This is a genomic window from Stieleria varia, assembly GCF_038443385.1.
In the GTDB taxonomy this organism is placed as follows: Bacteria; Planctomycetota; Planctomycetia; order Pirellulales; family Pirellulaceae; genus Stieleria; species Stieleria varia.
Genome location: NZ_CP151726.1, coordinates 6,047,015 through 6,072,247 on the forward strand (window position 1 = coordinate 6,047,015; position 25,233 = coordinate 6,072,247).

General features: G+C 54.5%; 9 protein-coding genes. 6 read left to right on the plus strand and 3 right to left on the minus strand.

Annotated elements, in window-relative coordinates; genetic code table 11:
• Positions 1–157: 157 nt before the first annotated feature.
• From Pla52nx_RS20500 to Pla52nx_RS20520, 5 genes are all read left to right on the plus strand, one after another.
• Entirely contained in the window at positions 158–1,363 is a 1,206-nt protein-coding gene (locus Pla52nx_RS20500) for an efflux RND transporter periplasmic adaptor subunit (RefSeq protein ID WP_146520895.1), read from the plus strand.
• The gene (locus Pla52nx_RS20505; RefSeq protein ID WP_146520894.1) at positions 1,360–4,506 is read left to right on the plus strand and encodes an efflux RND transporter permease subunit; all 3,147 of its coding nucleotides are present in this window, start codon (positions 1,360–1,362) and stop codon (positions 4,504–4,506) included. The genes Pla52nx_RS20500 and Pla52nx_RS20505 overlap by 4 nt, the downstream gene beginning before the upstream one ends.
• Positions 4,507–4,551: 45 nt before the next feature.
• Positions 4,552–9,777 carry a PAS domain S-box protein gene (locus tag Pla52nx_RS20510; protein ID WP_197454707.1) on the plus strand — a complete coding sequence of 1,742 codons (5,226 nt, stop codon included), beginning with the start codon at positions 4,552–4,554 and terminating at the stop codon, positions 9,775–9,777.
• A 57-nt stretch (positions 9,778–9,834) separates the two neighbouring features.
• Entirely contained in the window at positions 9,835–16,347 is a 6,513-nt protein-coding gene (locus tag Pla52nx_RS20515; RefSeq protein ID WP_197454706.1) for a PAS domain S-box protein, read from the plus strand.
• Positions 16,348–16,433: 86 nt separating this feature from the next.
• Positions 16,434–16,685, plus strand: a complete 252-nt coding sequence (locus tag Pla52nx_RS20520) for a GlsB/YeaQ/YmgE family stress response membrane protein (RefSeq protein WP_146520892.1) — start codon at positions 16,434–16,436, stop codon at positions 16,683–16,685.
• A gap of 59 nt (positions 16,686–16,744) precedes the next feature.
• Here the strand turns inward: Pla52nx_RS20520 and Pla52nx_RS20525 are convergent, their stop codons facing one another.
• From Pla52nx_RS20525 to Pla52nx_RS20535, 3 genes are all read right to left on the minus strand, one after another.
• Positions 16,745–17,248: a ferritin-like domain-containing protein gene (locus tag Pla52nx_RS20525; protein WP_146520891.1), complete on the minus strand. Its 504-nt coding sequence runs from the start codon at positions 17,246–17,248 to the stop codon at positions 16,745–16,747.
• 100 nt (positions 17,249–17,348) lie between these two features.
• Positions 17,349–17,795, minus strand: coding sequence for a CsbD family protein (locus tag Pla52nx_RS20530; protein ID WP_146520890.1), 447 nt, complete (start codon positions 17,793–17,795; stop codon positions 17,349–17,351).
• Positions 17,796–17,979: 184 nt separating this feature from the next.
• A complete protein-coding gene (locus Pla52nx_RS20535) occupies positions 17,980–18,702 on the minus strand; it encodes a hypothetical protein (protein WP_231742074.1) in 723 nt (240 codons plus the stop codon).
• Positions 18,703–20,764: 2,062 nt separating this feature from the next.
• On the opposite strand from Pla52nx_RS20535, the gene Pla52nx_RS20540 reads away from it, so the two are divergent.
• The gene (locus tag Pla52nx_RS20540; protein ID WP_197454705.1) at positions 20,765–24,169 is read left to right on the plus strand and encodes a WD40 repeat domain-containing serine/threonine protein kinase; all 3,405 of its coding nucleotides are present in this window, start codon (positions 20,765–20,767) and stop codon (positions 24,167–24,169) included.
• Positions 24,170–25,233: the final 1,064 nt, after the last annotated feature.

Genomic DNA, 25,233 nt, shown 5'->3' on the forward strand with positions numbered 1-25,233 from the left:
AGGTTTTCGACCGCGGTGATCGATCACAAGGCAGTGGCTGAGTTCCATGCGTTGACCGAGCATCACTCGATGTGAACGAGAATTCTTTGGCGCAAGATGTGCTCGCAGTAGCGGTTGTCCCCTCCACGCCGGCCCAAGACTCAAGTGCAACTTATCGATGAAGTGTTTGATTCCCGTCCTTGCGATCGTGGCGCTGGTCGGTTGCACGCCAGAGCGCTCGCCAGATACTGATACGCCCCCACCGCCTCCGGGCGTCCTCGTGGAACCGGCAACGGCCCGCGACATCATCGACTTTCGAGAATTCACGGGCCGAACAGCGGCGGTCGATTCAGTGGAACTACGTGCACGCGTGAGCGGATATCTGCGGCAAACGCCCCGAACAAAAGGCAATGTCGAGTCGGAGCTACAGGTCAAAGTCGACGAGGGGATGCTGGTCAAGGAGAACGACCTGCTCTTTGTCATCGATCGCAAGCCCTATCAGCTCGCATTGCAGCAATCACAGGGGGCATTGGATGCGGCGAAAGCCAAGCTGAAACAGGCCAACAAAGATCTGTCTCGAAGCGAGCAGCTCTTGGATCGCAATGCCACCAGTCGGGCGGAGTACGATCAGTCCATCGCTGCGGTCGCCGATCTGCAAGGTCAGATCGAAACGCTCAAAGCGACTGTAGCCCGCAACGAGTTGGATCTCGACTACACGCAAGTTCGCTCACCCATCGACGGCTTGCTGGGTCGGACGCTGGTGACGGTTGGCAATTTGGTTTCCGCAGATTCAACGATCCTGTCGACCGTGGTCTCGATCAACCCCATCTATGTCGATTTCGATGTGGATGAACAGTCTGTTCTCGACTACCGCACCAGAATGCTCGATGGAAAAGTTGACAACGCTCGTAAGACAAAGATCAAGGCTTGGCTGGGCTTGGGAAACGAATCTGGTTTTCCTCATGAAGGCGTGATCGATTTTGTCAACAATGTTACCGACCCGAATACGGGAAACACGCGAGTTCGTGCGACCTTTGAGAATGAGACCGGGATTCTGTCACCCGGTTTGTTTGCTCGTGTCAGGGTTCCATTCACTGCAAAGTACAAAGCGACTCTTGTGCCGTCCAATTCCATCGCAATGGACCAACAGGGACGTCACGTGATGGTCGTCCGTGACGACAACGAAGTTTCACGACGGTCTGTGACGCTGGGGCCCATCCGAGACGACATGACGGTCGTTCGCGATGGCATTCAAGCCGGTGAGCGAGTCGTCATATCGGGTCTGCAAAAGATTCGTCCTGGAATAAAAGTGCGAGTGGAAAATGAGCCGTCCGGATCGACCAAGAACTCAGACTCAAGTGAAGACGTCGGTGACGGAGCATGATTTCAAACTTCTTTATCAATCGTCCCGTTGCGGCGAATGTAATCGCCGTGATGACCGTGATTCTAGGGCTCGTCGGGCTATGGAATCTGCCAGTGGAGCGGTACCCCAACATCACGCCGCCGACCATTCAGGTGACAGCTACCTATCCGGGCGCCAGTGCCCAGGTGATGTCCGACACCGTCGCGGCGCCTTTGGAGCAGCAAATCAATGGCGTCGAGAACATGCTCTACATGACTTCCACGTCGTCTTCCAATGGCAGCTACTCTTTGACAGTGACGTTCGAGGTCGGCACCGATCTGGAGGAATCCCAGGTATTGGTGCAAAACCGAGTCGCGTTGGCAGAACCTTTCCTGCCGACGGATGTTCGCCAACAAGGCATTTCGGTCAAGAAGCAATCTTCCAACATCCTGTTGGTCGTCTCTCTGACCTCGCCGGACCAAACGTTCGACAGTTTGTACCTTTCGAACTATGCCACCCTGCGTTTGAAGGACGAACTCAGTCGAGTCGATGGCGTGGGCGACGTCACGGTCAGTGGTGCCGGCGCCTACAGCATGCGAGTCTGGGCAGACCCGACGAAGATGGACGCTCGGGGATTAACGTTTCAAGATTTGCTGAATCAACTGCGACAACAGAACGTCCAGGTCGCTGCAGGGCAGATTGCCCAACCACCGCTGGACAATTCTCAGGCCTTTCAGCTCACGATGACAGCACTCGGCCGACTGTCTGAGGTGGAGCAGTTCGAAGAGATCATTGTCAAGGTCGGCGAGGACGGCAGCCTGACGCATTTGCGAGATGTCGCACGCATCGAATTGGGTGCACAGACGTACGATACATTCGCACAGAAAGGCGGGATATCGACTGCGAATCTGCTGATTTACCAATTACCCGGTGCCAACGCGTTGGAGGTAGCACAAGGTGTTCAAGCCAAGGTCGCGACATTGTCCCAGAAGTTTCCCGATGGACTCCAGTACGACGTCCCGTTCGACACAACCATCTTTGTTTCGTCTGCCATCAGCGAAGTCTACAAGACCCTCTTCGAGGCCGGCGTGCTGGTATTGATTGTGATCTTGGTCTTTCTGCAGGATTGGCGTGCCGTATTGATTCCTGCAACGACTGTCCCTGTCACCATCATCGGGGCGTTCGCCGTCATGCCCTTACTTGGTTTTTCGGTCAATCTACTCACACTCTTTGGTCTGGTGTTGGCAATCGGGATCGTCGTCGACGACGCGATTGTGATCGTCGAGAATGCGTCTCATCATATTGAGCGTGGGGAAGCGCCCAAGCAAGCCACCATCCGCGCGATGAGTGAGGTGACCGGTCCCGTGATTGGCATCACCGCGGTGTTGATGGCCGTGTTCATTCCGACGACATTTCTGGGCGGGATCACCGGACAGCTCTATCGTCAGTTCGCGTTGACCATCGCAGCGACCGCGTTGCTCAGCGCGATCAACGCGCTGACACTGAAGCCCGCTCAGTGCGCTCTTTGGCTGCGACCAGTGCGGGAAAACGAAAAAAAGTTTATTTTGTCACGTTGGTTCAACAAGGTCTTTGGCTGGATCGAGTCCGCCTATGTCCTTTGCGTCGCCGGTTTGCTTCGTGCATGGCCCGCGGTTCTAATCCTATTTGTGTTGACGATCGGAGCTACGGCTTGGTGGTACCGACAGGTGCCCACCGGATTCTTGCCGATGGAAGATCAAGGCTATCTGATCACCGCGATTCAATTGCCCGACGCAGCTTCACAAGACCGTACGCGTGATGTTATCGAGCAAATGAATGACATCCTGGCAGAGCAACCAGGTGTGAAGACATGGTTCACACTCGGCGGGTTGTCATTACTGGAAGGCAGCCAGTCGTCCAACGCAGCGACGATGTTCATCGGGCTGAAGGATTGGGATCAGCGTACAACGCCGGACGTCCAGCAAATGCCATTGATCGGACAACTCTCTCAAAAGTTTGGTGCAATCAAAGATGCCTTTATCCTGGTCATCCCACCACCTGCTATCCAGGGATTGGGAACCAGCGGTGGTTTTGAAATGCAAGTCGAGGATCGTGGAGGAGCGGGGCTCCTGCAATTGCAATCGGCCGTCAATGAGTTGCTGGCAGCGGCGGCGGAGGACCCCCAGCTACAAAGAGTCAACTCGACTTTCCGAGCCGGTGTCCCACAGTTGTATGCCGATGTGAATCGCGAAAAAGTAATCAGTATGCAAGTCCCGCTTGGCGATGTTTTCACAACCCTGCAAGCTGCATTGGGCTCTGCTTACGTGAACGATTTCAATAAGTTTGGACGCACCTATCGCGTCACACTGCAGGCGGACGGTCCCTTTCGAGACGAAGTTGATGATGTGCGTCGATTGAACGTCAGGAACGTAGCGGGGAACATGGTATCACTGGGCAGTTTGATGCAGATTGAGGAAATATTCGGCCCTCAAATCATTCGCCGATTCAATCTTTATCCTGCAGCCAACGTGACCGGCTCCGCGGCCAGAGGGGTCAGCTCGGGGGAGGCTTTGAAAAAGATGGCTCAACTGGCAGAAAAGAGCTTTCCCGAGTCGATCGGATTCGACTGGAGTGGTGTTTCTCTGCAGGAGAGTCAAGCCAAGGGGGAAGAACTCTACGTCTTTGGATTGGCAATTCTGATCGTCTATCTCGTACTGGCATTTCTATACGAAAGCTGGGTGCTACCATTTGCCGTGATCTTGGTGGTCCCCCTGGGGCTGCTCGGAACCGTTGCTGCCATCTCCTTGCTGGGCATGGACAACAACACTTATGTTCAAATCGGCGTCGTGTTGATCATTGCGTTGGCAAGCAAGAATGCGATCCTGATTGTGGAGTTCGCGCGAGACTTGCGGCTACAAGGACAATCGATTCGCCAGGCCGCACTCGCAGCAGCGCGAATGCGTTTTCGACCGATCCTGATGACGTCGTTTGCGTTCATTCTTGGTGTGTTACCGCTGGTGTTTGCGACCGGCGCCGCCGCCGCCAGCCGTCGCTCTCTTGGCACGGCTGTTTGTGGCGGCATGATCACATCAACCATACTGGCCGTATTCTTTACCCCTGTGTTCTACGTTGTGTTTCAATGGATCAGCGAGTTACAGCATGGCAGAGGTGACCCGCCGGCCGGCCTTGAGGGCGACCCCGAATGAAAAAACGCAAGCAACACGACTCGGTACCAAAAATAGAAGACTGTTATGTCTCCAGAATCTAAAACGATGGCAAACACTCCGATTGTCGGTATCGGTGCATCTGCCGGCGGTTTGGCGGCACTGGAGATGCTGTTTGAACAATTGCCCATCGACACTGGCGCAGCTTTTGTCGTCATCCAGCATTTGTCGCCTGACTACCAAAGTCATATGCCGGAGTTGCTCGGTCGACGCACAAAGATGGACGCGTTGCAACTCGAGCAAGAGGTCGAACCCAAACCCAATACGGTTTACCTGCTGCCTCCTGGAAAACACGTAGTGTATGAGGAGCAACGTTTGCACCTGATCAACCGTGACGAAACGACTGAACTAAGCCTGCCCATCGATCGCTTCTTTTCATCTCTCGCCGAACAGGAGGAAAGACGTATCGCCACAGTGATCCTTTCAGGAACAGGTAGCGATGGCAGCAGTGGTATTCAAGAAGTATGCCGCGAAGGAGGGCTCGTACTGTGTCAAGATGAAGACTCAGCTCAGTTCAATAGCATGCCACTCAATGCCATGAAAACCGAATGCGTTCACGTGGTCGCGCCCGTTCCGGAATTGGCAGAAGCACTCGTGTCGTTTCTCGGTGGGGCATCGGTTGAGCAAGTGGTGAGTGAGTCAGCGCCCACGATCGGCCGTGGCGACTTGGATCCGGTTTGTCAATTACTCGTGTCCTACAGCGGTGTCGACTTCGCAAACTACAAGTCCGGAACGTTTACTCGCAGATTGTCGCGACGCATGCTGCGACGAGATGTCAGTGACATAGACGACTATGTGAAAATCCTGAGAGAGAATCCCGAGGAACTCTCACAACTGCACGACGATCTATTGATCGGCGTGACGCGATTTTTTCGCGACGAAGACGGGTACGATCGGTTGACCACACGTGTATTGAGACCAGCGGCCCGTACGAAGTCTGCCGGAGATGAATATCGCGTTTGGGTCGCAGGCTGCGCCACAGGACAAGAAGCCTATTCCGTTGCCATGCTCGTTCATGACGAGCGAAAGAAAAGTGGCATTGATTATCGGATCAAGATCTTTGCAACCGATGTGCATCCCGAAGCAATCCGCTTCGCTCAACGAGCCACCTACCCCAAGGAGTCGCTGCGCGAGATCCCGGCAAAGCTCAGGGAACAGTATGTCACGCAGAAGGCCGACTCTTTTGAGATCAACAAGGAGATTCGAGATTCAATCGTTTTTGCCCGTCACGATCTAACGCAAGACGCGCCCTTCACCAATCTTGATTTGGTAACATGTCGCAACATGCTGATCTACTTGCTGGACGAAGCACAAGACCGTGTATTGACCGCATTCACCCATGCGTTGAGAGCACGCGGTGCGCTGTGGTTGGGGCCAAGTGAATCACCGGGAGATTCAGAGCAACAGTACGCAGCTCTGGATAAACAGTGGCGGATCTTTCAGAAAGAACGAGACACTCGGCTACCCTTGGATCTCAAGATCCGCTCTAGACCCTACGCGACACCACGGATCTCAATGCGACCAAGAACGTCTCGTGCTCCATCGCCTGGACTCGTCTTGACCTATGACAAAATGATGGAGCTCTACGCCCCGCCATCCATTTTGGTGAATGACGGCCTACAGCCGGTTCAAGTATTCGGTGATCTGTCCGAATACACATCGGTTCCCGGAGGTCGCTTGTCAGGAACGGTAGAAGACATTTTGAATCCCGTGTTTCGAGTTCCCGTCGCGATTGCTCTCCAACGACTGCGAATGAATTCCAGCAGCGAGGAAACCGAACGGGCATCCGCCAACGGGACGGCGGTGACCATCAAGGTCAAATCGTTTCAACATGGTACAGTAGGTGAGACTTACCTGCTGATCACTTTTAACAAAGAATCGTCTCAGACGGCGGAACCTCCGGTTCCTGCTGAGCCTTCGTCGAAGTCGTTGTCAGAGCCTCCCAATCGCTCGCCACTTGCACCACAGTCCAGTTCACTGCTTAGCGGTGACAGCATTGAACTGCGAGAAGAGCATATTCGCCTCCTCGAAATGGACCTTGAGTTCACGCGTGAAAACCTGCAGGCAACGATCGAGGAATTGGAGACCACGAACGAAGAACTCCAATCCAGCAATGAAGAATTGACCAGCAGCAACGAAGAGCTGCAGAGCACGAATGAAGAGTTGCACAGCGTCAACGAAGAACTTCATACGACCTATGCCGAGAGCGATCGTCGCGTCATTCTGCTGTCAGAACTGACTGCAGACCTAGAAAACGTCTTGCGGGCGAGTGATCTTGGCATCGTCCTGGTCGATTCTGAAATGCAGATTCGTCGCATCACTCCCACGGCGGTCGACATGTTGGCATTGAGAACGAACAATCCCGTCGGCGAATCACTGATCAACTATGCGAAGCGCTTCGAGGATGTCGACTTGATTTCGCTGATCGGCGAAGTTCGAGAGAGTGATCAACCAATTCAGTGTGAGACACGGGATCGTCACGGCGACGCGATCCTGCTGCGTGTCGCTCCTTACAAAGACCGACAAGGTGCCGTCCTCACATTCACCAATATCAGTGGCGTGAAGGAAACGGCCGACAATCTACGGAAATTGACGTCAATCGTTTCGGACAGCACCGATGCGATCATCGGCGTCGAGCTTGACGGAACCGTCACGAGCTGGAATCGCGGCGCCCGCTGCCATTTCGGCGATCTATGGGAAGATGAGGGCACCTATCACTTGGCAGACGTGCTGCCAGCGGAACTGGATGGAGCTGCCCAACAACAACTACGAGCACTGCGACGAAACGGCAGAACGGATGCCGCAGAAGTGAGCTTTGAGTGGAACGGTAGCGAAGTGACGTTCCTGCTTCGGGTGACTCCCGTGCTGGATGATGACGACAAGCTCACCGCTGCAGCGATCACCATCTACGATGTCACCAAGTTGCGTGTCGCGGAAAAAGAGTTGAGGTTACGAACACGAGCGATCGACGCTTCGAGCAACGGCATCATCATTGTTGATGCCTTGGCCGACGACATGCCGATCGTGTACTGCAACCGCGGTTTCGAGCAGATCACGGGTTTCAGTAGCGAAGAGACACTGCATCGCAACTGTCGCTTTCTGCAGGGACGAGATACGGACAAAGATACCATCGACAAGATTCGTGCTGCCATCCGAAACCGCGCCACATGCCGAGTGACCGTCCTCAATTACCGGAGGGACGGATCACCTTTCTACAATGACTTGATCATCACGCCGGTCACAAACGCGGATGGGCTCGTCACTCACTTTGTCGGAATCCAAAACGATGTCACGGAGTCGATGCAGTCAAGTCTAAAACTGAAACAGAGCGAAGAAGAATACCGCGGCACCTTTGAGAACGCCGCTATCGGAATCGCTCACGTCAGTTTGGACGGACATTGGCTACGCGTGAACGAGAAACTCTGTGAAATCGTCGGATACACACGCGATGAACTGATGCAGAAAACCTTTCAAGACATCACGCACGAAGCGGACATAGACAAGGATCTGATTCAGTTTGCAAAATTGAGACGTGGTGAAATCCCGGGCTATGCGATGGAAAAAAGGTACGTTCACAAGAACGGTCATTGCGTCTGGATTCGATTGACCGTCTCCATGAGGCACGAGTTTGACGGAACTCCACCCTGCGCGATCTCGCTGGTGGAAGACATCACGCAACGTAAAGAGACGGAACGCCAGCTCACGGAAACTCGAAACATCATCAGTGAAGTCATCGAGAACATCGAAGACGCCTTCATCAGCTTTGACCACCAGGGCATCGTTCGTGTCGCTAACGCGGCCGCCGTACGAATGGCCGCCGTCAAGGAGCATAGCGAGCTGATCGGGAAACCCTATGAAGTCTTGTTCGCTGATGATCCGACATCTCCCTTGCTGTCACTGCTGGATCGCGTCCGTCGTTCGCAGCGTGGTGAGAGCAAAGAGTATTTTGCGACGCACTTGAACCGATGGTACGACGCCAAATCGTTTCCCATCAACGGCGGTGCGGCGTTGTACATGAGTGATGTGACGGCACGAAAGGACACCGAGGTGCACCTGGAACAAGCTCGATTGGCTGCGGAGGACGCGAGCCGGGCCAAGACGGCATTCCTGACCAACATGAGCCACGAGATTCGCTCGCCCATGTCGGCGATCCTGGGATTCACCGACATCGCCCTGCGAGACTTGAGAGACGGAAAAAAGGTGGAGGAAACGCACCTGGAAACCGTCATCCGTAACGGTCGTTTCCTGTTGAGAATCATCAATGACATCCTCGATCTTTCCAAAGTCGAAGCCGGCAAGCTACAGGTTCGGCGCTCGCTGTTCAGGTTGGTCCCAATGCTTGCCGACCTGATGGACCTGATGCGGCATCGCAGCAAGGCGAACGATGTCCCCTTGAGTATCGAATTTGAAACGAAGGTACCCGCGCAACTGCACAGCGATCGGTCGCGGGTCGAGCAAATCCTCGTCAATTTGATAGGCAATGCGATCAAGTTCACGCCGCAAGGTAGTGTCCGACTGGTGGTATCCTGTCAAGATTCCCTCATTTTCTTTAGGGTAATTGATACAGGCATTGGCATTTCGGCACGCAAGATCAAGAGTCTCTTCCAAATGTTCTCACAAGTCCACGACAACGAGAAACTCGTTGGCGTTGAAGGAACTGGTCTTGGACTCGTGATCAGTAAACGTTTGGCTAATCTGCTCGACGGAGAGATCGACGTCGCGAGCGTCGAGGGGCGAGGAAGTACGTTCACCCTGCAACTGCCCATCGGCGATATTCCACAGATTGAAATGATCACTCCCAAGACCGAGGATTTGGTTCCGGAGCGGACCAATAGCGGAATGATCACAACCGTCCGCGGCAGGATCTTGGTCGCGGATGATGCCCGAGACATACGCCACGTTACCAAACATTTCCTGTCCAGGGCCGGTGCCGAAGTCGTTGAAGCGGTCAACGGTGCGGAAGCCGTCGCAGCGGTGCGTGAAGCAGAGGCGATCGGCAGACCGTTTGCCTGCATCCTGATGGACATGCAGATGCCTGAGATGGGTGGCCGTGAAGCGACCAGAGCCATTCGTGATCAAGGGCTGACCATGCCGATCATCGCGTTGACGGCCGGTGCGACAGCCGACGAAATCCAGGAAGCCCTCAACTCGGGTTGTACTCAATTCATCAGCAAGCCCGTCAATAGCCCCAAGCTGATCGAAACGGTGGCAAAGTTGACCGGCTCTTATGCGGGCGGCGATCGTGTAAATTAGTCACTTCATTTATTCTCGTGCAGGCCGATGCCGGTCCAGAACATCCATTCTCTACCCATGAATCATCCGATCCGCAACTTGCCCCCCCTGATCGTTGGCGTTGGCGCATCCGCAGGCGGATTGGAAGCGTTTCAGGAACTGCTGCGATCACTCCAAGATACAAATGACATCGCGATTGTCTTTGTCCAACATTTAGAGAAGGAAAGCGACGAGTTACTGATCGAACTTCTCAGCAAGTCGACGCCATTGGATGTCGTTCGGATCGGTGGTCGCAAGAAGGTGAAAGCGGGGTCAATCTACGTCTGCCCCCCTTGGACGTTGTTAGAACTAAGGAATTCATCGTTACGAATCGCCAATGCGGATTCCAACGTGCGTCCCGACGCGCCCATCGACCACTTCCTCCAATCGCTCGCGGACGACCAGGGTGAACGCGGCGTCGGGGTGATTTTGTCCGGCACAGGTTCTGACGGAACCTTGGGACTGAAGGCGATCAATGACGCAGGTGGAATGACATTCACTCAATCCGCCGAGTCAGCCAAGTTCGACAGCATGCCGCGTAGCGCCATGACGACGGGAGTTGCCGACCACGTTCTTTCTCCCGAAATGATTGGATTAGAGCTGAAGAAATACGCCGCGTACCTGTCGAGCGTCGAAAACTCACTGGACAGCTTATCCACTTCACGAATTCACGAGGCCATCCCGACCATCTCAAAGCGATTGATGGAGGTCACCAACCACAATTTCCAGCACTACAAACAAAACACGTTGGCAAGACGGATTCGTCGACGAATGCACGTACTGAAACTTTCTCAAGTCGATGCGTACGTCAAGTTTCTGGTTCAAGATGAGGATGAGCCTCAGGCATTGTTTCGCGAATTGCTGATCAGCGTGACAGAGTTTTTTCGTGATCCTGATGCATTTGAACTGCTCTCACAGTCCGTCATCCCAAAGCTGTTTGCCAACCGCGTATCCAGTGACACCGTGCGGATTTGGGTCCCCGGCTGCGCCACTGGCGAGGAAGCCTATTCGATCGCCATGCTCTGCCGTGAGCACATGGACCAGATCCCATCACCTCCGGAAGTTCAGATCTTTGCCACCGATATCGATGACCACGCACTGAAGATCTGCCGGCAAGGAACTTACCCCATCGGGATCGAGGATGAAATCTCCAAGGAACGACTGCAACGTTTCTTCATCAAGCGTGGTAAGAAATTTCAAGTCACGAGAGAAATCCGTGAACTGGTGATGTTTTCGTCGCACAACCTGATTAGCGATCCCCCGTTCTCGCGTCTGGATATGATTTCCTGCAGAAATCTGCTGATCTATCTTGGCCCACACCTTCAAAAGAAACTCATTCCGCTTTTTCACTATTCACTGCGTCCCTCTGGATATCTGCTACTCGGCCCGTCTGAGAATATCTCATCGCACGCCGAGCTATTCCGAGTTGTCGATGCAAAATATAGACTGTCTCAACGTAAAGGAACCGGCGTCAATACAACGGCGGCATTGTCAACGAATGACGCGGGGAGTGCGAATGGCGGACCAGACATGAATCCATTGAATGCTGATGACGAGACAGAAGATCTGATGCAAATCATGCAGCGGATCGTACTGGATGAGTTCGCTCCAAAATCTGTCATTGTTGACGAAGACGGAAAAATACTCTGTGCATCAGCTGACATGCACAAATATTTGACCGTGGGGACCGGTAGTTTCCAAAACAACGTCATCAAAATGGCACGCAATGGACTGCGTGTCGGACTGCGTGCCACGTTGCAAGAAGCCAAAGCGAAACGTCGGCGAGTCGTTCACGACAACCTTTCGGTTCGAATTGACGGAAAACTACAGCCCGTGATGCTGACGATTCAGCCGATGCCCCGTGTCGGAGAGGAGGCGGAATTGTTCATGATCGTGTTTCATGATGCTGGGCTTCCACTCACTCATGGCGATGAGCTGGCCAATCTCGATGGAACGGAGAATTCCGTTTCCATCCGAGCCGACAGTGATGCAGATTCACTCATCGCTCATCTAGAGCGTGAACTGGCATCGACCCGAAATGACTTGGAACGATCGATTCAAGAGTTCGAGACCGCCAACGAGGAATTGAAATCCTCGAACGAGGAACTGCTTTCGCTCAACGAAGAAATGCAGTCGGCCAACGAAGAATTGGAGACATCCAAAGAAGAGATTCAAGGCGTCGTTCGCGCGCTAGAGCAATCCAACAGCGATCTTAATAATCTGCTTCGCAGTACGCAGATTGCGACCATCTTTTTGGATGATGATCTACGGATTCGCAGTTACACTCCGGCGGCGACTCAAATTTATGGTCTGATTCCGACCGACATCGGTCGTCCACTGAAACAGTTGATGCCGCTGGCGGATAAGATTCCTCCATTGCCAGAATTGAAGGATTTGGATGCTGATTCACCTATTGAAGACGCGATTCAAACTCAAACCGGTGAGTGGTATATCCGTCGCGTGCTGCCGTATCTCTCGCAGTCGGGTGAACGAGAGGGGATCGTTGTCACGTTCAACAATGTGACTGAAGAACGAGTGTCCCAAGAGAAAATCCGAGAGAGCGAGGGACAACTTCGCTCACTCGTCAGTTCCACGGCAGAAGGCATCTATGGAATCGACCTCAATGGCAATTGCACATTTGCAAACAACGCATGCGTCAACTTGCTCGGCTACGAGAGTCCAGATCAGTTGCTCGGCAGGCACATGCACGAACTGATTCATCATACCAAGCCGGATGGGACAAGCTATCCAGCAGAAGATTGCAGAATCTATGGTGCCTATCGATTGGGCGAGCGAGTCCATGCCGACGATGAATTCTACTGGAGAGCAGACGGCAGCTCGTTTGATGTGGAGTATTGGGCGTACCCGCAGTTCAAGGAAGGAGAGGTGGTCGGCTGTGTCGTAACATTCCTTGACATCTCTGAACGAAAAAAATGGCAATCCGAACTTGCCGAACGTGAAGAAAATCTGCGACGCGTGATCGACAACATGCTGGGGTTTGTCGGAATCCTGGACGTCAACGGCGTGCTACGTGAAGTCAATGCGACGGCACTTCTCGCGGGAGGACTGCGCCGTAACGATGTCATTGGCAAGCCGTTTTGGGAGTGCTATTGGTGGTCTCATGACGATCAAACTGCGGTCGACCTGAGAAACGCGATTGAATCCGCGGTGAACGGTGAAGTCGTGCGATACGACGTGGAAGTACGAATGGCAGGCGACTCACGGATCACCATCGATTTCATGCTGGTTCCCGTTCGAGATGACAATGGAGTGATTTCACATTTGATTCCCTCCGGCATCGACATCAGCGAGAGGATTTGGGCGGAACGTGAAGTTCAGCAGCGTATTGCGCAACTGAATCTTGCTCTGGAATCCGGACAAATGGGAATCTGGGAGTGGGACATTCCCGCAAACCATGTGACTTGGTCTCCCAGACTGTATGAAATGTTTGGCTACACAGAGCAAACGTTCGTTCCGACCAAAGCTGGGTTTCTCGATGCGATTCACCCCGATGACCGCGAGCGAATCGAGAGTCTTCTCGATTCCGCATTCGCCCGACAATGTGAAGACCATGAACTGGAATTTCGCGTCATTCGGGGCGACCATGACGGTTTTGTCTGGACACATTGTCGAGGCAACGTTCGACGAGATGCGGATGGACGGCCGTTGTCGATCCTCAGTGTTGCCGTCGATGTCACCGAAAGGAAGCAGCGCGAACTGTCTCTCACATTCCTTGCTGACTTACACAGTCGACTCGCTGCGCTGACATCAGCAGATGCCATCATCGCCGAAGCGAGCCAACGCATCGCGCAGCATATGCAGGTCTCGCATGTGTTGGTCGTTGAAATGGATAAAGATGCAGAGCAAGCCGATGTGATCTCGGACTTTTGCACCGACGGCTCGCCGAGCTTGGTCGGCGTCTACAACATGTCAGACTTTGCGGCGGTCGAGGAACGTCATGCTCTTGCCTCCGGTCATGCCATGGTGGTGAACGACACAAGCTCTGCTACGCGTAGTGACCGATACAAGCAGAGTTTCGCATCACTTCAGATTGGTGCGATCATCAATGCCCCGTGCAGTCGAGATCAGCAACTGGAATTCATGATCTGTATCACCAAGCGTCACGCGCACATGTGGCGAGACGACGAAATTGACTTGATGCGGCAACTTTCTAACATCATCCGCTTGAAGCTTGAGCGGGCCAATGCCGAAGCAGCTCTTCGGGAGAGTGAAATCAAATTCCGCGATCTGGCGGACAACATCTCTCAGTTCACCTGGATGGCCGACGCTTCGGGTTCTATCTCTTGGTACAACCAGCGTTGGTTTGAATACACCGGCACCACTCTTGACGAGATGAGGGACTGGGGATGGAAGTCGGTTCAACACCCCGAACATCTTGAACGCGTCATCGGTAGCTGGACTCAATCGCTTGAGTCTGGAGAAGTTTGGGAAGACACCTTCCCGCTCCGTTCTAAAGATGGAGAGTATCGTTGGTTTCTCTCACGTGCCCAACCGATTCGAGACGCAACCGGTCGCATTGTCAGATGGTTCGGCACGAATACAGACATTACTGATGCTCGACAAGCATCGGAAGCATTGCAGGCCAGTCAAGAACGATTGCGACTGGGGATCGAAGTCGCTGATTTTGCGCTCGCCCAGATCGATTATTCAACCGATACCGTCTTGCTGTCATCCGAAGCAGCGAGGCTCTACGGTTTAGGTGAGTCTGAGATACAGGTCACACGTGAACAAATTCACGAGACATTTCACACGGACGATCGGGTATCGCTGCAGCACTGCATCGCAGAAAGTCTCAAACTCGACGGAGCAGGTCAGATGGCCGTCGAACATCGCATCGTCATGCCTAATGGTAGTGTTCGGTGGCTCAACATCCGCAAGCGAATTTTCTTTGATCACGACACCAATCCGCCACGACCGAAGAACGGAATCTTGGCGGCCAGGGATGTCACCGACCACAAGCACTGGGAACTGGAACTGGCTGATCGCGAATCGCATTTACGCCGGGTCATCAATAATCAACTCGGACTCGTGGGGGTGATCGATCGCGACGGAGTCCTGGTCGAAGTCGATGACAGGTCGATGAACATTGCCGGCGTGAATCGTGATGACGTGATCGGCAAGCACTTCGCCGAATGCGCTTGGTGGACCTATGACGAATCCATTGTCGAGCAAATGCGATCCGCTATGGACACTGCCTTTGGGGGTGAAACAGTGCGATTTGACATTGCTCTCTACCAAAAAAGTGATTTGAGATTGATGATCGACTTCATGATGGCACCTGTCATGGGCGAAGACGACAACGTGGAATTTCTGATCTGGTCTGGTGTTGATATCTCCGAGCGAAAGCTGGCCGAAGAACAATTGCTGCAAGCTCGCGCCGTTGCCGAATCTGCAAACCAATCCAAAAGCGAGTTCCTCGCCAACATGAGCCACGAGATTCGCACGCCGATGACTGCCATCCTCGGATACACGGACTTGATCGCCGATCAACTTCAAGACACGGAGGCGATGGACCATGTGCGGACGATCCGCCGAAACGGCGATTTCTTGCTGGATATTATCAACGACATCCTTGATCTTTCAAAGATTGAAGCTGGCAAGTTCGAAATCAGTCAGCAAGCGTTTTCGCCTCAACGTTTGGTGGAAGATGTCCGATCGATCATGGAAGTTCGCGCGAGTGGCAGCAAGATCGAACTGGGGGTCGAGTATCGAGGCCCCATCCCTGAACAGATCGAAAGCGATCCCAAACGGCTACGCCAAGTATTGATCAACTTGGTAGGCAACGCGATCAAATTCACGCCCGAGGGCTCCGTTGAACTTGTGGTCAGCTATACCGAGCAATCCAGAAGACTACGGTTTGATGTCATTGACTCAGGGATCGGGATCAGTGACAAGCAACGCAAGCGACTTTTCCAACCATTCTCGCAAGGGGATGGAAACGTCAACCGTGAATTTGGTGGGACCGGACTTGGTTTGGCGATCAGCAAGCGATTGACCGAGATGCTCGGCGGCGACATCTCTGTCCAGAGTGAGCTCGGCAAAGGAAGCACGTTCACGGTTTCAATCGTCATCGGCGAGTCGCAACACGTTTCGTTGGTGAACCCTGTGGCGGATACTCCTGAGCCTCATTCGACCACGAGCTCCAGTGCAGTTCACCTGAGTTGCCATGTTCTGGTCGTCGATGACCGCCGTGACATTCGCTTTCTTAGCAAACGATTCTTGACTTCAGCCGGCGCTACGGTCGATGAAGCCGAGGACGGCGAAGTCGCCATTGCCAAAGTGACTCATGCGATCGAGCAAGGCAGGCCGTATGACTTGATCCTACTAGACATGCAAATGCCCCGACTGGATGGTTACACAACAGCCAAAGCCTTGCGTCAACTAGGTTTCGCCGAACCAATCATTGCACTGACCGCCGACGCCATGCAGGGAGACATGAAACGCTGCCTTGAGAGTGGTTGCGACGACTACCTCAGCAAACCCATCGATAAAACGCAATTGCTTAATCTGGTCGGTAAACTGACTTCCTAGCCACGACGCCATTGGGCACGAGAATTGCATCCCATGATTCCGTCTCACGTAATTTCTTCACCGATCTATCAAGGCGGCAAATCACGATGCTCTGGCTCATTGGTTGGATTTTCTTCGGCTTTCTCGTAGGACTGATCGCTCGTGGATTGATGCCGGGTCCTCAGCCCATGGGCTGCCTGGGAACGATTCTCCTGGGTATCAGCGGATCCTTCGTCGGCGGCGTCATCGGCTACTTGGTTCAAGGAGGCTCGCTAATCCAATCCAGCGGATGGATCGGCTCCGTCATAGGAGCTGTCATTCTGCTACTGCTGCAAATGAGACGTGAGCCGTCAAACTGAAAAAGGCGACGAAGCATGGCTGCTTCGTCGCCTCACTCATTCTTGATGAAACGACTTGATCACTTTCCTGAAAGATCCATCGCCATGAAGTTGATTTTTCGTTCTGCAAGTCGGGTCAAGGTCTGGTTGGCAAGACCCTCTTCATTAAGAGTCTGTTGCAACGTATCAGCCGCATCTCGATGCCCCAGCTTCTCAGCGTAGGAGCGTGCGGTGCCATAACCAGCCATTTCATAGTGCTCTACTCGTTGAGCAGCAGCGACCAAACCGGCGTCCAAGACTCGTGGCTCGATGTCGCTACTGATGATGGACTCGCCTTCCTTAATCAGCCCCTCCATCGCGGCACACTTGTGACCGCCAGGCTCAAAATCCAACGATTTGAAGATCCCCTCCAGTCGCGTGACATGCGTTCTTGTTTCTTCCAAGTGAGCTGAAAACGCATCTTTCAATTCGTCAGCGGTGGCCGCGTCACGCATCTTAGGAATCGCATCCAACAATTGGGTCTCTGCGCTGTAGAGATCTTTCAGTTCGTGGACATACAGCTTATGGAGTGAATCTAGTTTCATGGTTCTTTGTTCCGATTGCGAGATGAGATTTGATGAGAGGGCGAGATGACTGCTGAGAGAAGCAATGACCAATACGCCCTCTTTTTTCATCGCTGGATATCTAACGCATCCAGCGTTCACGCCAGCTCAATTCCCGTTCTCGCTGCGCCCCCATGGCGACACCGATCAACAGGCCTGCGAGCAACCCGACACCGAATGCGGTTCCAACGGATTCGAGTGGATGCCGCGAAAGTGTTTTCACTGAGGCGTTGTACCCACGTCGTGCCTGCTCGCTGACCGCGTCATAGCCTTCCTTCAACGTGTCCCCAGCAGCGGACGCATACTCGGAGGCACGATCCATCATTGATCCGCACGCTTCTGAGCACTCTTCAAAGAACGCTTCGATCTGCTCGCGAGTCTGACCTGTTTTCTCCTGAACCACGCCAACGAGCTGATCAATATTGCCTTCGGCGCGAGACAAGTCGTCATCGGTAACTTGACCGTACTTTTCTTTCACTTTACCAGCAAACTGTTTCCAATTGCCGGACATCTCTTGCTTCGTAGCCATCTGAAATCTCTCCTGAGAGTGTTTGTCGTACTCGAACCGAACTGTTTCTTCAGCGATGCAACTCATGTGCCAACCTTGTCGGAGTGGATCGACGGGCGGACAAATCGCGATCACAATGCATGTGCGTTCAAATAACGCAATGTTTGGGAAGCATCCCTTGCTCTCCGATCGACCCGGTTGTCTCTCAACCGTCCATTTCCGATCGTCGACGGATTCGCTCGATTGGCAAAGCCATCAAATCGACAGCAATGTCGGCAAAGATCGCGCGTCCTTTCGTCAGCCAAGCAGCGGCGAAGGACCAGACAGCGATCCACTCCATCCAAAAGAGAAAGTTGTATTGGTTGCAAACACTTTTCCAGTGAGCCGGAAAGAGAAACAGATACGCCCCCATCGCCACCATGCTCAACAGAATCACCAAACCACTTGATCGATAGATCAGATTACGCTCCAGAATGTGAGGCTCCAGTTCCTGCTCCGAGGCTCGCGGGTTGGGGAAATGGTAGAGCGAATAGAAAGCGAGCGTCAGAAAGAACGCACCGCCGCTGAGCGTGTGCACGTAGCCGACGAGTGATTTCTGAAACAGCGGATCGCTCTTTGCGTCGAGTGGAAACAACGCCACCCCAAGCGCTGCGAGGCAGCCGATGTTGGCTGTCCAGCTTTCGATCCAATCGTACCCCCGATAGCAGAATAGAAAGATTCCGATCGAACACATGGCTCCGACGAAGACGTCGCGCAAAGCCGTGTGGTAGTAGCTGCTGATGTTGTCTTGGATTTCAATTCCGAGCACCAGCCACCCCAGAGGCCCGAGAACGATCGGCAATAGTAATCCGATAGCACCGATCGCTCGGCGAACACTTTGATAGGACACCACCAGCGTTCGTGTGCTGTCAGAGAATGAATCATTCATGTGGTTGGTCATGCTGTGGCTGGCAATGCTTGGTGAAGTCGTAGACTCAAGCACTACGACCGGCCATAGCGTTTGACGACGATACCCAAAACGACTCCGATGGCAACGCTCGCGGCAACCGTGACGACAGGCCGTTGACCGACCCAATGTTTTGTCATCTCCATCAGCTTCCCGGCCGTACCCTGTTCGGCCTCGCTCACATGGCTCGAGCCAACGGGACCAACGGAATATCGTCCAGGGCGGTCAGACTTAGATCGTGGTTCTGCGGGGGCAATCATGATGGTGGTACCTTTTGAGTCCAAGTGAACGGGTTGTTTGAGCCGGAATGTTTCTACAGGACACTTACTTGGCATTCGCCGTACCAAAGCGAGACGGGGCGGTAAGAATACTGCCTGGAGCCCACTTCATGGCAGGAAATGGCACATTCACCACCACCATGATCGATCTCCGACCGCAATCATGATCAGGACGATTTGCAGCTGATAGCCGCGGAGGCGCCGGACACGTCAAGCCTGGAACGCCAGTCCCAGGTCCCGCGCCCCGACGGTCCCCACGTCAAGACGCGAAGGCGGCGACAGGACGTTTCGTTGAGGCATCGCATTGTACGAAACGGAGCGGAGCAAAAATGGGATTGAAATCATTTCGGTGATTCCCGTGCGGCAATCAGCGAAGTGCTGTACTCCCGATAAGCCCTGTGGATGTTTGCACGCGAAGGCGCTAAGGCGCGAAGGGGGGAGCACCTTTCTTCGCGCCTTTGCGTCTTCGCGTGAGCAATGATGGATGATGGGGACCATCTGATATCGTTGGTCGACTGTTCGCAGTCGCGGATGCGACGACAGCATAAAGCATGGGGCGTGGGAACGTGAAAGGAATCGTTGCTGCATATGACCGTGAAGCGGTCTCAGACGGTAGCCGGCGATAGAGCGCAGCGATCATCGCCGGTTCATTCAGTCTGACGAGAACCGACCCCGGAGGCGGTCGCAGCCCCGATTCCGAGAAGTCTGCGACACCCTTCGGGGTCGATTCAACATGGTCGCATACCACGGGTGCGCCTTCGGCGACCCGTGGCTACCTTCTGCGATCCCTCGCGGGATCCAATTTCGCTTTCCCGACTCAGGCCCCATGCAGATGGGTGATCAAAGACGTCAGCAATAAACTTCACGTCCCTGAGCCCCATGGGGGTGCCCATGACCGCGACAAAAAAGCCGCGAAGCGGCGGCAGATTCGGCACGGCGTCCACAATCTGTCGCCGCCTCCGCGGCTTGGCTGGAATCGTTGCGAAACGCCACCTGGGACTGACGTCCCAGGCTTTACGCTTCCGCCGCCTCCGCGGCTTTTATTTATTTGCGGGGAAAACGGGAGCAGCACTTTGTTGAGGCATCGCATTGCCTCTAACCGAGCGGAGCAAAAATGGGATTGAGATCGATTCGGTGATTCCCGTGCGGCAATCAGCGAAGTGCTGTACTCCCGTAAGCCTGGGCTGTTCAAAATTTGGCGTTGGGTCGTTTTGAGTTTGCGCAAGTTTATGTCCCTACTGCCGGCGCAGCTGGTAACCCCAGTGAGCCTCAGGCGCTAGCCGTGGACCTGAGGCGGATTGTGGTGCCGGCCCACGGCTAGCGCCTGAGGCTCACTTTGATTGCGATGCATGGAACAAAATCATGAACTGAAAAAACAATGTCAACACCAAACTTTGAACAGCCCACCGTAAGCCCGATAAGTCCTGAGGATGTTTGCACGCGAAGGCGCTAAGGCGCGAAGGGCGGGCACCTTTCTTCGCGCCTTTGCGTCTTCGCGTGAGCAATGATGGATGATGGAAACCATTTGATATCGTTGGTCGACTGTTCGCAGTCGCGGATGCGACGACAGCATAAAGCATGGACTCAGGCAGATGCTGGTGCGCAAAGTTCGGCTACAATTCACCCATCATAGAACTCCGTTGCATTGGGAGAATCGGCGACAGGACTGCACAAGAAGGAGACTTCTGGCCCAGCCTGCGAAATGGGATCCACCAAGCCGAGAACTCCCGAAGCAGTGGTCGTCCAAGTATCGAGCGAACTACGTTATGGATCAAGCCGCGCGCATTCGGCAACTTCTGGACCAATATCGGGAGGCACTCCGGCAGGATTCGGACTATGACCTGTCGGCCGTGTATCAAAGCCATCCGGATTTGATGCCTGAGCTGAAACGAATGTTCGAAGCGTTGCGATCTGACATCTTGTTTTCCCTTTCGGAGCGGACACGGACCTTTCATCCAGATTCCTCCGCCACCGAGACGCTTGATCTGGAGTCCACCGAAACAACATCGGATCCGCAGAGATTATCGGTTCGTTATGTCGGCGAGTATCGCCTGGATTCGATCTTGGGCGAGGGTAGTTTTGGACAAGTTTGGCGGGGAATGCAGTTGAGCTTATCGCGTCCGGTGGCCGTCAAGTTACTCAAACGCGAACATCAGCACCCTGACCTCGTCGCCCGCTTCCGCCGAGAAGCGATGCTGTTGGCGCGGCTCCAGCATCCAAACATCGTCTCGGTTCTGGAAGTCAACGAATGCGACGGTGTGCACTATATCGCGATGGAATTCGTTGAGGGAACGGATCTTAAGCATGTCATCCAACAAGGCTTGCCAACGCCCCACTGGTCAGCGAGAGCGATGGCGACCGCAGCACAGGCCGTCGCGCATGCTCACGAGGCTGATCTGATCCACCGCGACTTGAAACCCGCGAACATTCTGGTCGATACGAACTCGCAACTGAAACTCACAGACTTTGGCCTCGCCCGCCAAACAACCGGTGGCACGGAGCTGACCAAGACCGGCGCGATCGTCGGCACGATTTCTTACATGGCTCCCGAACAGGCGAGCGGTCGAGCTGATCAGCTTGGACCGGCGGTCGACATCTATGCAATCGGTGCAACGCTCTACCATTTGCTCACCGGACGGCCGCCATTTCCATCCCGTGACGGCCTGCACGATCTGGCTGTGCTGGACGAAATACGCGAACGAAATCCGGTGCCGCCTCGACGCCTGTGTCCCGACCGCAACATTCCTCGAGATCTTGAAACGATCTGCCTCAAGTGCCTTGAGAAGGAACCCAGGTTGCGCTACGAATCTGCGGCAGCCTTGGCGGCCGATCTGACGCGATTTCTTGACGGGGATCCCATCCTGGCTCGGCCCACATCGCTTTGGGAACGGACTTGGCGTCGCGCAAAGAAACGCCCCATGGCGGCGGCTTTGGTGGCCACGCTGCTGCTGGTCTCGCTCGTCGGCGGCGCCACGGTTTGGACACTTTCCCTGAAAACCACACGCTTGACCAACGAAGTGGAATCCGTGAGGCAGGAGAAATCGTTCGCCGAACAGGAAAAGTCCCTGGCCGAGCAGGAGAAGTCACGCGCCGAGCAAGAACGCAACACTGCAGCGGCAACCGCTGTTGCCAAGGAACAGGAAGCGGAAGCAGCGAATCAGCAGAAAGCGTGGCAGGAGTACACGACCGACATGCAGTTGGTCGGGACTGCTTGGCAGGCCGGCAAGATGGAGGTGGTACGTGATCTGTTGAACAAACATCGTCCCGAGAATGACCCCGGGGCGACAGACTTGCGCGGGCCGGAATGGCACTACTGGGACTTTCGGGTGCACAACACGAGCCAGTTGATTCCGGCCGCACACGGCCGCAGCGCAGCGGTGAGCAGCGACGGTCGCCGCTTGGCCATGGCGGATGAAACGCACGCAACGATCTGGGACCTGCAAACTCTCCAACCACTGCAGAGGTGGCGCATCTCGCCGGGGCGGCCGACCAACTTCGCCGACTCGTCGGACCATCATGGTGAATTCGACCACAGCGTCGCCTTCAGTCCTAGCGGCAGACTGTGCGCGGCGACGAACTTTCGAATCATGCGTGACCGGCGTGTCGGGTCGGTCCGTGTTTGGGACGTCGAGACCGGCGAAGAACGCCTGGCAATTACCGGTGATCGGTTTATCGGAGGACGCGCGGTGTGTTTTTCGCCAGACGAAAGGCTCGTACTGGCGGGCGGATATGGCTACGCGTACAAAGCTTGGGATCTGGAGACTCGCCAGGAAGTCATCCCGAAGCTTCGCTCGAGCGATCCGACGAACCCCAGTTTTGTCAAAGTCGGTACGCCGTGGTCAGGAGAAGTTGTCGTCTGGGACATGGCGTTCTGGAGAAACATTTTGATGCTGCGTTGTGACCTCCTCGGTCCATCATTTCCAGATTGGCCTCATCCGGAAAAACAAGTCACGCCCTGGATTCATTCCGAAATTCCACTTCGTCTCCGTGGTCCGACCCGCCAGCACCGCACCGTGTACGGATATGACGGCGTCGAACTGTATGCAGCAGTCCGCAATGATGACGACACGCTGGACCTGCACCAGATGGCAAACCCGAGGGTCAATGGAATAGAAGTCAAGCGTTTGGAGGGTGGTCCGGTGAGCTGTGTTACGATTCGCGATCAGGCACTCGTCGCCGCAGGCCGTGACCGTGTGATTCGGATTTGGGAGACTCATTTGATGAGATCGCCGCGGGAATTGCGTGGCAGCGAGCAGGAAATCACCGGCATGGCTTTAAGTCCTGACCACAATGTCCTGATCACGTTTCCACCCACGCGAGTCTGGCGTCTAGACCAGCAGTCGGAGTTCGCATTACCGCTGCCGCCTGTCGCCCCGCACTTGATCAATCGTATCGACAGTCATGGGAAACAGTATTGCGTTACCCACCAAAGTAGAAATGTAAAACTGATTGATGATACGCAGGGCCGCGTCATTGCCGACATTCCGTGCGAGCAGTTCGTCGGAGCTTGGTTCAGCCCCGATGATCGACGCGTTGCCGTGACCTTGTCCGACAAGAAGCGGTTCACAACGCAACTTTGGGATCTCGTCACCGAGCAACGGATCGCGGAGTTGCCAATTTTCGGCCGCGCCGGAAATCCCCACGCGTTCAGCGGCGGCGCCTTCAGCAGTGACGGTCGTTGGCTTGCTGGGCATGGATGCCTCTGGGATGCCGAAACGGGTAAACAAGTCCTCAACTGCGGCGATCAGTTGACACCCGCCGTCGCATTCAGCCCCAGCAACCAACGCGTGGCATTTGTCGGCGCTCGCGAAACTTGCGTGTGGGATCTGGTCAACAAACGGCAGATCGCCAAATTGCCTTGCGGCGGCAACGGAGTTGTCTTTCAGGAGGATGAAACGCAACTGATTCTTGCCGGTCAAAGCATATCTGTTTGGGACATCTCGACCGCACGTGAAATACCGACCACGTTTGGCTCCGGCGCGGCGGACAGCATCGCTTTGTCGCCAGACGGCCGCCGAATATATGCTCTCAAGCCGGGTGAAGTTCGGATTTTCAGCAATCGAGATTGGAACCACCTGCTCACGCTACGCTGTGCCACCCCACGAACTGCAGCAGAACTCGAGGCCCTCTTTGACGAAGTCGCCAGAAAGCCTCAGGTGGCGAAACGTTGAGCCGACGACTCGTTCACGTGGCTCTGCAGGACATCCCAAGCGGCGACAGATCCGGCACGGCATCATCCACAATCTGTCGCCGGCTTCGCCGCTTGGCTGGAATCGTCCCAAAACGCCACCTGGGACTGACGTCCCAGGCTTTATGCTTCCGCCGCCTCCGCGGCTTATTGTTGTTTCCTGGCAGCTACAAACGAGAAAACACGGACAGAGCACCCTGTTGGAGCAACGCGTTGGACGAAACGGCGCAGAGGAGAAATTGGGATTGAGATCCGTTCGTTGATTCCCGTGCGGGAATCGGTAAGGTGCCATGTCCCCGTAAGCCTGTCCCCGTAAGCCTAAAGTGCAATGTCCCCGTAAGATTCCCGTAAGTCCGATAAGCCCCGTGGATGATTGCACGCGAAGGCGCTAAGGCGCGAAGGGGGGGTACCTTTCTTCGCGCCTTTGCGTCTTCGCGTGAGTATTGATGGATGACGGAGACCACCTGATATCGTTCTTGGTCTGTTCGTAGTCGCGGATGCGACGACAGCATAAAGCATGGGGCGTCAGCCCCATGAGACGCCCAAAACCGCGACAAAAAAGCCGCGGAGCGGCGACAGATCCAGCACGGCAACATCGACAATCTGTCGCCGCCTTCGCGGTTGGCCTGGAATCGTCGCGAAAAGAGACCTGGAACTGACGTCCCAGGCTTTATGCTTCCGCCGCCCCCGCGGCTTATTTGTGTTTGCTGGAAGTCTTAAAGAGGAGAACAGGGAGAGCGCACCTTGTTGGAGAACCGCGTTGTACGAAGCGGTGCGGAGGAAAAAACGGGATTGAGATCGATTCGGTGAACCGGTGCGGCAATCAGCAAAGTGCTGTGTTCCCGCAAGCCCGACAAACCCCGTGGATGTTTGCACGCGAAGGCGCTAAGGCGCGAAGGGGGGGTACCTTTCTTCGCGCCTTTGCGTCTTCGCGTGAGTATTGATGGATGACGGAGACCACCTGATATCGTTCTTGGTCTGTTCGTAGTCGCGGATGCGACGACAGCATAAAGCATGGGGCGTCAGCCCCATGAGACGCCCAAAACC